We start from the raw sequence: 11,109 nt of genomic DNA on the forward strand, positions 1-11,109 counted from the left end.
CGCCCTCGCGGGAGCACGGATCACCTCGACGCGGGCCGTCCCGCGCCGTCTACCTCTCCTCCCCGGCCCAACGGGCGTCCTCCGCGTCCCACGCTTCGTTGCGCTCCCGCACCTGCTGCAGGGCGTTCTCCGCGTCGGCGGCTGAGGCGTACGGTCCGAGAACGTGCTTCGCGGGGCACACGTCGGCATCGGTCTCGACCCGGTGGTGTCGGGTGCACCAGTAGTAGTGCCCACCACTTCCGTCGTCGCTCATGCGATCACTGTGCACCGGGATGCGTCCGGCCGCCACCGGAACGCCTGAAATAGCCGCTAATGTCCTCCACAGTAGACGTGGTCGACCGGGTGCGGGGGCGAAACGGCGGAAGACGGGGCAGCCGGGTGGCCGGTCGGTGTCGGACAATCCCCAGGTGCGGTACGGGGGAGGAAACTCGGCACGCGTGCGGCGCCGGCTGCTGGCCGGCACGGCGCTCGTGGTGCTCGCCGCGCTGACAGCCACGGTGGCCCTGCCCCTCCTGCGCGACCGGTCCCAGCAGCGGCTGGAACGTCGGGCCGAGCGGGAGGTGACGGCCACCGCGCAGCGCACCCGGGCGGCCCTGCTGGCCGAGCCCGCCGCGCGGGAGACGACGCTGCGGGACATCGCCGACGCCGTGGCGGGGGTCGAGGTGCTGACCGTGGAGGCCGGCGCCGCCGAAGTCCGGCTGGTCTTCCGGGTCCGCGTGGCGAAGACCGCCGCGTCGGTGTTCGGCTGGCAGCGGGCCACCGCCGAGGCGTGCTTCGCCCAGGTGGTACGCCGGGCCGCCGCCCCGGCCGCGCTGGAGCGGCTGCCCTGCCCGGCCTGACCGGCTCCGCCGAACGGCCGGTACCGCCGGCGGGCGATCCCCGAGAGGATCGGCGCTCATGATCACCATGAAGGCCGGTACGGGCGCCTGTCCGGAGTGCGGCGCGGCGACGGTGTCGATCCGCGAGGCGATGCCCTGGTGCGCCGGTTGTGAATGGAACCTCGACGGCTACGACCGGGCCCGCCAGGCGCCCGAGTTCGGCTGGTCCTGGGTCGACCGGCGGACCCACCGGCTCGCGGCCCGACTCACCCGCCAGCAGTACGCCGCACTCGTCGACCGTCCGCTGGAGTCACCCGGGCCAGGCCTGGCCGGCGTGGTGACGATCGGTGCCTCGCTGCTGCTCCTGCTGGGGGTGCTGGGGTTGGCGGTGGCCGGGGTGTGGCTGCTCTTCGCGTACCCGTTCCCGAACTTCGCGGTCCTGCTGGGACTGCTGCTGATCGGGATGGCGGTGACGCTGCGGCCGCGGTTCGGGCGGATCGACCCGGACCTGGAGGTGCTCACCCGGGACGAGGCACCCGAGCTGCACGCCCTGGTCGAGGAGGTGGCAGCCGCGGTCGGCGCGCCGGTGCCGCACGTCATCGGCGTCGACGGCGACATCAACGCGTACGCGACCTCGGTGGGGCTGCGCCGGCGGCGGGTGCTCGGCCTGGGGCTGCCGCTGTGGGGCGCGCTGGACGGGCAGACCCGGGTGGCGCTGCTCGGGCACGAGCTCGGCCACTTCGTCAACGGCGACATCCGTCGCGGGCCGGTGACCCAGCCGGCGCTGACCATGCTCGGCAACGCCGCCGACCTGTTCCGTCCGGCGGGCGGCATGCAGGGCGGCGGGATCCTGGAGCTGATCGGCGAGTGGCTGGGGCGGATGGTGTCGTGGACGCTGTCCAAGCTGCTCTTCGTCGGTCACCTGGTGCTGGTCGCCACCGCGCTGCGGGACAGCCAGCGGGCCGAGTACCTGGCCGACGAGATGGCTGCCCGGGTGGCCGGCACGGCGGGTGCCACCCGCCTGCTCGACGTGCTGCTCAGCAGCGAGTCGGTGGAGCTGGTGGTCCGCCAGGGCACCCGCGGCGGGCAGGGTGCGGCCACCTGGCGGGCGGGGCTGGCCCGCTCGCTGGCCGGGGCGGGCGAACGGCTGCCCCTGGTGCGCCAGCTCTCCATCCGGGAGGACACCTCGCTCTTCACCACCCATCCCCCGGCGGGCCTGCGCCACCGGATGCTCACCGCGCGCCAGTGGCAGGACCCCAGGGTGGTGCTCACCGAGGACCGCGCCGAGCGGATCGACGCGGAGCTGGCCCGGCACTACGAGCGGACGGGCCGAATCGTCAGCTGGTCCGCCTGAGACCGGTCCGCCCGCGCCGCACCGACGGCGTACGCCAGCGCGTACGGGGTGCAGGCCAGGTAGAGGAAGGGCTGCAGCTCCACCAGGTCGCTGATCAGGAAGATCTCCGACGGTGTCGGTCGGGGTAGTCCGAGCGACGAGTCGGTCAAGCTGGTGACGAGCCACAGTGGCGCGGAGATCCGGTCGATGGTGTCGGCCTGCGCCACCCCGTCGATGACGGTCTCCGGACCGCCGGGGATGTGGTTGATCACCATGAGCGCCACGGCGAGGTCGGCGAGGGCGAGCGCGCACAGCACGCCGACCCACCAGGCGGCCCGGGTGCGGCCTCGGACGGCGAGCACCCCCACGAGGTGGAGCACCAGGGTGAGTCCGGGGAGCCACACCAGCAGGGCCGGCGCGACGCGGACCAGGTCGTCGGTGGTCGTGTTCAAGGCGTACTCCGCACCGACGGCGGTCAGGCCGATGGGCAGCACGATGCCGAGCGCGGTACGGACCGGGCCGGTGCGGGCGCCGCGGACGGCGCTGGCGTAGGCGAGCCGGGCCAGCAGCATCGCGAGGCCGGCCGTGAGGACGGTCAGCATCGACGGCTGGGCGTCGGCCAGCCACTGCGCCCGGGCAAAGGCCTGGTTGACCGCGAGGTTCATCAGCAGGCCCGAGGCCAGAATGATGACCAGGCAGGTCGGCGGGGCCAGCAGCAGCGTCGCCGCCGTCCGGCAGGCCCGGGCGCCGAACCGGGGCCGGTCGGCGACCGGCTCGCTGGCGCGGCTGACGGCCAGGCTGGCGGCGAAGCGCAGCATCCGCCACCGCTCCCCCCGCTCCGCCAGCACGTGCAGCTCGGCGTCCCACTCCCGGGACAGCTCGCCGCGCAGCTCCGCCGGCCAGCTCCGCGCCGCCGCGCGCAGCAGGTACGCGGCCAGCCGCCGGGTCACCACGCCGGGGCTCCCGTCGGCTCGGCGCCGCCCGGGAACCCGTGACGGTCCGGGGCGAGCGCGCGCAGCTCGGCCAGCGCCTGCCGGGCGGCCCGGACGCCCTCGGCGGTGAGCCGGTAGTAGCGACGGGCGGGCCGGGCGGCGGCGACCGGGTCGACGTCCTCCCAGTCGGCGCTGAGCCAGCCGGCGGCCTGCAGCCGGTGCAGGACGGGGTAGAGGGTGCCGCTGGGCAGGCCGGTGAGCTTCATCAGGTCGAGGCCGTAGCGCGGGGCCTCGGGATCGCCGACGAGCGCGGAGAGCACCTTCGCCACCGGGATGGTCATCCGCATGAACCGGACTATATCGAAACTCTACATAGGGTGTCGAGGATGTCGGCACCCGGTACTAACCTCGCCCCGTGACCACGCACCGGCTCGACCGCACCACCGCCCGCCGCCTCGCCGTCCGCGCCCAACTGCTCGACGCGCACCGCCCCACCGACCTGCTCGCGGTGGTGGACCGGTTGACGTTCCTCCAGTTGGACCCGACCGCCGCCGTCGCACCCAACGCCGACCTGGTCGCCTGGACCCGACTCGGCGCCGCGTACCAGCCGAGTCACCTGACCCGGGCCCTCGAGGGGGAGCGCGCCCTCTTCGAGCAACGGGCGATGGTGCGGCCGATGGCCGACCTGGGGCTGCACCTCGCCGAGATGGCCGCCTGGCCGGAGGACGCCCGGCGGCGCGACTGGCTGGCGGTCAACGACGCGTTCCGGCGGTACGTGCTCGACCTGCTGCGCGACTCCGGCCCGTTGCTGAGCCGGGACGTGCCGGACCGCAGCGTCGTGCCGTGGCCGTCGACCGGCTGGACCAACAACCGCAACGTCACCCAGCTGCTGGAGTTCCTCAACGCGCGCGGCGAGATCGCCATCTCCGGTCGGGTCGGCCGGCAGCGCACCTGGGACCTGGCCGAGCGGGTCTACTCGCCCGGCACGCCGGTCGTCCCCGCCGAGGAGGCCCGCCGGACGCGCGACGAGCGACTGCTCCGCTCGCTCGGCGTCGCCCGCCCCGTGGTGGTCGGCGAGGCCGGCGAGCCGGCCGAGATCGAGGGTACGTCCGGCGTGTGGCGGGTCGACCCGGCGGCGCTCGACGGCGCGCCGTTCGCCGGGCGCACCGCGCTGCTGTCCCCGTTCGACCGGCTGGTGCACGACCGGCGGCGGGCCCTCGAGCTCTTCGACTTCGAGTACCGCCTGGAGATGTACGTGCCGAAGGCGCAGCGGCGCTGGGGCTACTTCGCGCTGCCGGTGCTGCACCACGAGCGGCTGGTCGGCAAGGTGGACGCCACGGCCGACCGGAAGGCCAAAGTGCTGCGGGTCGACGCCATCCACGAGGACGTCCCGTTCCCGCCGGAGCTGACGGCGGCGGTACGCGAGGAACTGACGGCGCTGGCGTCCTGGCTGGGCCTACCGGAGGTCCGCCTCCCGTCGGCCTGACCGGCCGGCCTTGCTGGCCCCGTCCTCGTCGGTCCACACTGCCCGGATGAACGAACGCCTCGCGCCTGTCCTGCGCACCGCGGACGCGAACGCCGCCGTGGCCTGGTACGCCCGGCTCGGTTTCCAAAAGCAGTGGGAGCACCGGTTCGCCCCGGAGCTACCGCTGTACGTGAGCATCGCCCGGGGCGCCCTGGAGATCCACCTCTCGGAGCACACCGGGGACGCGCGGCCGGGGACGTTGTTGTACCTCTACGTCGACGACCTCGACGCCGCGGCGGCGGCCTGCGGCGTGGGTGAGGTGGAGCAGATGGACTGGGGACGGGAGTTCGAGGTGACGGACCCGGACGGCAACCGCCTGCGGGTGGGCGCGGTCCAGCGCTGACATCGGGAGCCGGCGAGGGCGCAGCCCGGCCGTCGGAGCAATCGACCGCGATCTCGTGGGCGGGCGACGGGGCTGAAGTTGGCGTCCACCAGCAGATCGGACCGGCGCGGAGACCGGCGGTCAGGACCAGGCTAGGGCGTGTCTTCTGGATCTCGATGGCGGACGTAGCGGCGTTGTCGCTCAAGGATCGCCGCGGCCCACTGGTGATGTTGTTGGACGGCGTGCTCGAACGTGCCAGGGGGCAGCGACCAAGGCGCATCATGGGGGTCGCCGAGTCTACGCAGCGCCGGTGAAATCACGCCTATCCAGCTGAACAGGCCGCCTCGTTTCGTCCATCGGGCCAACAGCGCTCGTCCAGCCTCGGTGTGCCAGTAGCGATCGGCCTCGGGCTGGGCAACTATGAGGCCGGCGGCGACCAGGCGGGGCACTGCCTGGATGAACTCAGCCTCGGTCAGGATGTCGTGGTTGATGCCGTCAGCCTTGCTGATGATCTGAGCGAGTGTGTAGCCGTCGTCGGGGCCTGTTCCCTCGATGGAGGAGAAGACCCAGGCGTCCGACATCGTCCATTGCGTGGCCACAGTTGCGAGGATAAGAACAAACTGCACGGCGAGCCGCTTATCGCCCGGTCAGCCCCAGCTCGGCCGCGCACGGGGCGGGTTCGTATCGGGTGCCGCGTTCTGAGGGAGTAGCGGCACGAGCGTGAGCGCGAACCTTCCTACTTGTCGTGCTGTCGGCGCACCATCTCGGTGATCCAGATGGGCGCGAACGGAGACGTGCAGCCCGGGGAAGTCGGGTAGTCCTTGAGCACCTCCAGGCGCTCGCCGATGTCGATTGCACGCGCGCGGTGCTCGGCGTGCTCGATTCCGATCTGAGCCAGGCAGTGGTTCATCGCCCACTGCAGGCGATCCGGGGCGTCTTTCATCTCCGCCTCGATGACGTCGAGCAGCCCTGCGAGGTCGAGGCCCTCGGGCTTCTTCGTCACGCGTTCGGTGGTCAGCGCCCAGCCGGCACTCGCGACCACTGGATCCGGATCGGCGAACCAGGCCAGGCGCACCTCTTCGGAGTGCGGGTTCTTCTTCACCACGTAGCTCACGAGCCAGTCGTGCACCTTGGGTATGCGCGCCTCGCGCAACATGATGTCCAACTCGTCACGCTCGAACGCCTTCGGGCGGCAGATCAGGATCGCCAGCAGTCTCGCCGCGGTGTCATCCGTCTCCCAGAGCTGGCACGCGAGTTCCTGCTGCGTCTTCAGCCGCTTCGCGAGCGCGCGCAGCCTGCTGAGGTTCACACCGTGATCGTCACCGTGTTTCTCGTTCACCTCGCGTGTCTTCGGATCCTCGAGCTCGGCCAACTCGGCCATCACCTCGGCCACCATCGTCTCGGTCAGCGTCGTCTCGGCCACCTCAGCCTCCTGTCCATCACGTGCGAGATGCAGCCTACGACCGAAGTCCGTCCCCGGCCGCACACGCCGGATCGGCTGGCGACCTCTTGACACGCGGCAGAGCTCAACCTAGCTTTACAAGCGTGACCTTTTACAAGCCATGAGTTGTAAATCTGAGAGGAGACCGTGATGACCGGCGCCACCAACACGCGGACCGAGGACTTCACCGCAGTCCTGAACCTCCCCGCCAGCCCCGAGAGCGTGTCAGCGCTCTTCACGTCCGTGGCTGGCGTCAGCCGTTGGTGGGGCCCGACCGAGGGCGATGGAGCAGTCGGCGGCACGCTCGTCACCAGCTTCGGCGATCACGGCGCCAACGCGATGCGCGTCCTTGCAGCTGCACCCACCCGAGTGGTCTGGGAGTCCATCGCGCTCGACGGGACCACACCGACCGGACACACGCAGGAGTGGCTCGGCACGACGATGGAGTTCGACATCGTCGCTGCCGACACCGGCACTGAGCTCCGCTTCCGGCACGCGGGCCTGACGCCGCAGCTCGAGTGCTGGGACGCCTGCGTCGCCGCCTGGACGTACTTCATGGCGAGCATCGAGACCTTCGCCAAGACCGGCACCGGCACCCCGTTCGGGGCCTGAGACCCTAGTCCGATGGCCGAACGGAAGCACCCGTCGACCGCGGCACCCGATGCGGTGCTGCGGGCGCTCGCCGACCCGCACCGGCGACAAATCCTGCGCCTCGTCCAGCACACCGAGCTGCCTGCAGGCCAGATCGCGGCGAGCTTCACGCTCACCCAGCAGGCGGTCAGCCAGCACATCGGCGTACTCAAGCAGGCTGGCCTCCTCACCGAGCGCCGCGAGGGAACCCGCCGCCTCTACATGCTGCGCCACGAGTCGCTAGAGCCGGTGCGTGAGCTGCTCTCCGAGTTGTGGCCTGACGCCCTCGGCCGCCTGAAAATGGCCGTCGAGACGGCCCATCCCCGACCACCGAAGAGGTAGCCGTGACCGCCGAGGTCCGCAACGACATCATCGTCGCGACCGAGCACATCAAGGCACCGCCCGAGGTTGTCTTCCCGTACCTCACCGACCCGGCGCTCATTGTCAAGTGGATCGGCGTCCGGGCTGAGCTCGACCCGCAGCCCCGCGGTGTGTTCTCGCTCGACATGGGTGACGTCGTCGCCCGCGGTGCCTACATCACTGTCGAGCCGCCGTACCGCGTCGTGTTCACCTGGGGTATCCCCGGCAACGACGCCCTGCCGCCCGGCGAATCGACCGTCGAGGTCGTGCTGACCCCTGACGGCGACGACACGATGGTCGTGCTCACGCACCGCGGCCTGCCATCCACTCTCATCGGCATCCACCGCGCCGGCTGGGAGCACCAGCTCGGACGGCTGGGCGTTGCAGCCGGCTGACCGTGCCTTGTCCGAGCACATGCTTGACAGGTGGTCTAGGGAAGCAGCGGGTTGATCAGGGTTCGTACTTGCTGCGATGTCTGGATCGTGGTGGTCGTGGGAGCCGTCGCCGAACGAGGTGGCCGCGGCCCGCGCGTGACAGAAGGCTGCCGGTGACCCAGCAAAACGCGGTGAACACCAGCGACGCTGTGCGCCGCTCGCTGCTGGCCGGATCCTCCCAAGGCAAGGTCACCGCGACGGGTGGGAAGCGCGTCAGGTGGTCACGCAGCGCCCGGGCGACCGAGCCGGGCAGCGGCACCCGGCGGTCACGGTCAGTCTTGGGCAGGCCGAACACCAGGCGAGAACGCACGAACTTGATCTGGCGGACGACGTGCAGCCAGCCGCCCGCGTCGTCGATGTCATCGACGGCCAGGCCGAACACCTCTCCCTGTCGGAGCCCGCACCCGGCTGCGAGGTCGACCATCGCCCGGTATCGCTCGGGCACGCCGGCGCGTATGCCGGTCACCTCGTGCAGCTTCCAGGGCACGACTCGGCGCTCCCCCGGCCGGGGTGGCTTCACCGAGCGCGCCGAACAGGGATTCTTGGCAATCCGCTCGTCGTCCATGGCCGCCGCAGGGATCGTGCGCAGATGGGTGAACACGACCGCGCGCGTCGAGGCAGCGAGTACGCCCACGAGACTGCGGTCCCACTCCCGAACGTGGCCAGGCTTGATTGCCGAGAGCTGACGGTGTCCGAAGAAGGGCAGGATGTGCCGCCGGACCCGGATCTCCGTGCTCTCCCGCGATGACTCGTCGAAGGCCCGGGTGCGCAGCCACTCCTCGGCGTACTCACCGAAGGTCATCCGGCCGGCGGCCGGGTCGACGTATGCCCCGCGCAGCTTGTCCGACTCGATGGAGACCATGAACGCCACGGCATCGCGCTTGGCGCGGTCAGGGAACGACTTCTTGCGCTCGCGCCCATCAGGGCCGATGTACCACACCCGGTACCGGAGCCCTTTGCCGAACAGCGCCGACTTCACCCGCTCGGTACGCCCATTCGGGTGACGCACCGTCCGATACCAGCGGTCCTCGATGTGCGAGTCCCCGACGGGACGTGGGATCGCATCCTCGCGGCGGCGCAGGTGCATGACGACGGCATACCGGTGCAGTGGACGATCAGGATCGACTCGTCGATCGTGCGGGCGCACCAGGATGCCGCTGGCGCCCGCAAAAAAGGGGCTCCTCAACAAGTCCGGCGACGCCTGGTGCGCAAGATGGCGAGGCCATCGGCCGATCCCGCGGCGGACTGAGTACGAAGATCCACCTGGCTGTCGACGGGCGTGGCCGACCGTTGGCGATCCTGCTCACCCCAGGTCAGGCCGGCGACAACCCCCAGCTCTTGGCGCTGCTGGACGCGATCTGCGTCAACGAGCCCGGACCGGGCCGGCCCCGCAAGCGTCCCGGCGTGCTGATCGCGGACAAGGGCTACGCCCACGACTACACCCGCCGAGCACTGCGCCAACGGGGAATCCGGCACGTCATCCCGGAACGCAGCGACCAAGTCGCCCGCCGGGCCGCCAAAGGCAGCGCCGGCGGGCGACCACCCGCCTTCGACCGGGCGATCTACAAGAAGCGCAACGTCGTGGAACGCTGCTTCAACCGCCTCAAGCAGTGGCGTGACCTGGCAACCCGCTACGCCAAACGGGCATCCCTCTACCAGGCCAGCCTGGTCCTCATCGCCGCCATCATCTGGCTCCCATGATCGACAGGACAAGGCCTAGCCGGGTGGTGACGGTGGCTCGGGTGGGCGTCCTCTCGCGCGGGCCGCGTCGGCGACGGCGACCCCTGCTAGGACTGCGGTCGCGGCGAGGGCGGCCAGCAGCGGCGGCACGAACAGCATCGCCGGTGCCAGAGTGGCCAGCACGAGCACGCCGATCGGCCGATCCCGGGACACGCGGGCGAAGACGGCGTATTCGAAGCCGGCGCGCCCGGCCAGGAACAGCGCGGGTCCGCCGAGGATGACGGCGACCCAGGCCGGTTGGGTGTGTCCGAGTGGATGGGCGATGACGAGTTCGACGCCGACGGAGGTGGCGACGACGCCGGCCACCATGATCGGGGGGGAGTATGTCGCCGAGAAAGCGACGCGGGTCGGGTCCTGGGCTGCTGCGACAGCCTCGGCCAGCAGTTGTCCGGCGCGGTACATGTAGATCCGCCAGAACAGCACCGTGGTGGCGAACGACACCACGAACGCCGCGTTCCGGTCAGCCGCCAAGCCGCTGGCATAAAGGGTCAAACCGGACATCAGGATCAGCTCGCCGAGCGCGATGATGAAAAACTGCCGGTAGCGGTCGGCCAGGTGCTCGCCGAGGACGCCCAGATCCGACTTGGGGGAGCGACCCAGACCCGGCGTGGGCCAGCGGAGCGCGACCGCCCCGTAGTCCACAGCCACCGCCAGGGTCCACAGCGCCCCACGCGCCGTACCGTGCGCTGCCGCCCCAGCGAACCACGGCACCGCGGACACGCCGAACCAGACCAGCACCCGGATGCTTCTGCGCTGCAGCTCGTGGCCACGCAGGGCGAGGACGAGAAAGAGTTGGCGGCCGACATGGATGGCGACGTACGTGCCCGCGAAGACCAGACCTCGCTTGCCGAACGCGTCGGGCACCGCGACCACCATCACCAAGCTGCCGAGCATGGTCGCGGTGACCAGCAGCTGGATTTCCATCCGTTGCTGGTCATACAGGTCGAGTGTCCACGCTGTGATGGTCCAGATCCACCACATGGCCAACAGCAGCACCAGCGTCTGGAAGGCGTCGCTCCACCGGAGATCCTGGATCAGCCCGTGCGAGAGCTGGGCGAGCGCGCCGACAAACACCAGGTCGAAGAAGAGCTCCAGGAAGGTTGTCCGCGGTGGCTCCCCGGGTCTTCGCAGCAGCCTGGCACCGCTCGTCGTCATCGGCTACGCCCGTTCTGCCGGCTTCGCCCCAGCCTTGAAGCATTCGTACCACGCGGGCGGCGCTGGTGAAGACGAATGTGCGGCCGTGGCGTGGAAACGGGCGGCGCGCGTTGCACGGGCGGGCCAAGGTCGAGGCCGGCTGGTTCTTCCTTCTACCCGTCCGCCGTCGGTCCGGATCAGCTCGTCGAGCTGGCCTAGGGGGCGGGCCGGAGCTACAGGTCGCGGAGTGTCACGCAGGTCCTGATACCGATCTGTCATCACGCAGGTCCCGAGACCGGACAGCCGGCTGCCGGCTTCCTGTGATCTATTGCCGAATTGACCTGTACTAAGGCGTGTTTCAAAAGTTGGGTGGGTCTGATCGAAGTCACGGCGTGGCGGTGATCGATAACTGAAGAGGTCTCCGGTATCTGGTTCTGCGA

General features: G+C 70.6%; 14 protein-coding genes and 1 pseudogene. 8 read left to right on the forward strand and 7 right to left on the reverse strand.

Features of this window, described 5'->3' with window-relative positions; genetic code table 11:
* Positions 1-49: 49 nt before the first annotated feature.
* Entirely contained in the window at positions 50-253 is a 204-nt protein-coding gene (locus tag ACFYOS_RS23435) for a hypothetical protein (protein ID WP_387145334.1), read from the reverse strand.
* A 136-nt stretch (positions 254-389) separates the two neighbouring features.
* Here ACFYOS_RS23435 and ACFYOS_RS23440 point away from each other — a divergent pair, with 136 nt between their 5' ends.
* Both ACFYOS_RS23440 and ACFYOS_RS23445 read left to right on the forward strand, forming a co-directional pair.
* On the forward strand, positions 390-839 hold the full coding sequence (locus ACFYOS_RS23440) for a hypothetical protein (RefSeq protein WP_387145337.1): 450 nt from the start codon (positions 390-392) through the stop codon (positions 837-839).
* Positions 840-897: 58 nt separating this feature from the next.
* A complete protein-coding gene (locus ACFYOS_RS23445) occupies positions 898-2,172 on the forward strand; it encodes a M48 family metallopeptidase (RefSeq protein WP_387145340.1) in 1,275 nt (424 codons plus the stop codon).
* Here ACFYOS_RS23445 and ACFYOS_RS23450 read toward each other — a convergent pair.
* Both ACFYOS_RS23450 and ACFYOS_RS23455 read right to left on the reverse strand, forming a co-directional pair.
* Positions 2,133-3,104, reverse strand: coding sequence for a hypothetical protein (locus ACFYOS_RS23450; RefSeq protein ID WP_387145343.1), 972 nt, complete (start codon positions 3,102-3,104; stop codon positions 2,133-2,135). The genes ACFYOS_RS23445 and ACFYOS_RS23450 overlap by 40 nt on opposite strands.
* The gene (locus ACFYOS_RS23455; protein WP_387145346.1) at positions 3,098-3,430 is read right to left on the reverse strand and encodes a PadR family transcriptional regulator; all 333 of its coding nucleotides are present in this window, start codon (positions 3,428-3,430) and stop codon (positions 3,098-3,100) included. The genes ACFYOS_RS23450 and ACFYOS_RS23455 overlap by 7 nt, the downstream gene beginning before the upstream one ends.
* Before the next feature lie 68 nt (positions 3,431-3,498).
* Here ACFYOS_RS23455 and ACFYOS_RS23460 point away from each other — a divergent pair, with 68 nt between their 5' ends.
* Both ACFYOS_RS23460 and ACFYOS_RS23465 read left to right on the forward strand, forming a co-directional pair.
* Positions 3,499-4,569: a DNA glycosylase AlkZ-like family protein gene (locus ACFYOS_RS23460; protein WP_387145349.1), complete on the forward strand. Its 1,071-nt coding sequence runs from the start codon at positions 3,499-3,501 to the stop codon at positions 4,567-4,569.
* Between the two features lie 46 nt (positions 4,570-4,615).
* Entirely contained in the window at positions 4,616-4,951 is a 336-nt protein-coding gene (locus ACFYOS_RS23465) for a glyoxalase superfamily protein (RefSeq protein WP_387145351.1), read from the forward strand.
* Positions 4,952-5,082: 131 nt separating this feature from the next.
* On the opposite strand, the gene ACFYOS_RS23470 is transcribed toward ACFYOS_RS23465, so the two are convergent.
* Positions 5,083-5,529 carry a hypothetical protein gene (locus tag ACFYOS_RS23470; protein ID WP_387145354.1) on the reverse strand — a complete coding sequence of 149 codons (447 nt, stop codon included), beginning with the start codon at positions 5,527-5,529 and terminating at the stop codon, positions 5,083-5,085.
* 137 nt (positions 5,530-5,666) lie between these two features.
* Positions 5,667-6,326: a DNA alkylation repair protein gene (locus tag ACFYOS_RS23475; RefSeq protein WP_387145385.1), complete on the reverse strand. Its 660-nt coding sequence runs from the start codon at positions 6,324-6,326 to the stop codon at positions 5,667-5,669.
* 195 nt (positions 6,327-6,521) lie between these two features.
* Here ACFYOS_RS23475 and ACFYOS_RS23480 point away from each other — a divergent pair, with 195 nt between their 5' ends.
* The 3 genes from ACFYOS_RS23480 to ACFYOS_RS23490 are packed head-to-tail and all read left to right on the forward strand — an operon-like array spanning position 6,522 to position 7,756.
* The gene (locus tag ACFYOS_RS23480) at positions 6,522-6,983 is read left to right on the forward strand and encodes an SRPBCC domain-containing protein (RefSeq protein ID WP_387145357.1); all 462 of its coding nucleotides are present in this window, start codon (positions 6,522-6,524) and stop codon (positions 6,981-6,983) included.
* Positions 6,984-6,995: 12 nt separating this feature from the next.
* Positions 6,996-7,343: an ArsR/SmtB family transcription factor gene (locus ACFYOS_RS23485; protein ID WP_387145359.1), complete on the forward strand. Its 348-nt coding sequence runs from the start codon at positions 6,996-6,998 to the stop codon at positions 7,341-7,343.
* Positions 7,344-7,345: 2 nt separating this feature from the next.
* The gene (locus ACFYOS_RS23490) at positions 7,346-7,756 is read left to right on the forward strand and encodes an SRPBCC domain-containing protein (protein ID WP_387145362.1); all 411 of its coding nucleotides are present in this window, start codon (positions 7,346-7,348) and stop codon (positions 7,754-7,756) included.
* A 55-nt stretch (positions 7,757-7,811) separates the two neighbouring features.
* On the opposite strand, the gene ACFYOS_RS23495 is transcribed toward ACFYOS_RS23490, so the two are convergent.
* Positions 7,812-8,882 (reverse strand): tyrosine-type recombinase/integrase, encoded by a 1,071-nt coding sequence (locus ACFYOS_RS23495; protein WP_387145365.1) that lies wholly within the window; start codon positions 8,880-8,882, stop codon positions 7,812-7,814.
* Here ACFYOS_RS23495 and ACFYOS_RS23500 point away from each other — a divergent pair.
* Positions 8,841-9,496, forward strand: a pseudogene (locus tag ACFYOS_RS23500) (IS5 family transposase); the annotation flags it as partial. The gene ACFYOS_RS23495 and the pseudogene ACFYOS_RS23500 overlap by 42 nt on opposite strands.
* A gap of 15 nt (positions 9,497-9,511) precedes the next feature.
* Here the strand turns inward: ACFYOS_RS23500 and ACFYOS_RS23505 are convergent.
* Complete coding sequence (locus ACFYOS_RS23505) at positions 9,512-10,690, reverse strand: low temperature requirement protein A (RefSeq protein ID WP_387145368.1); 1,179 nt, start codon at positions 10,688-10,690, stop codon at positions 9,512-9,514.
* Between the last annotated feature and the right edge of the window lie 419 nt (positions 10,691-11,109).

Origin of the sequence: Micromonospora sp. NPDC005806 (assembly GCF_042871425.1) — a bacterium.
Classification (GTDB): domain Bacteria; phylum Actinomycetota; class Actinomycetes; order Mycobacteriales; family Micromonosporaceae; genus Micromonospora.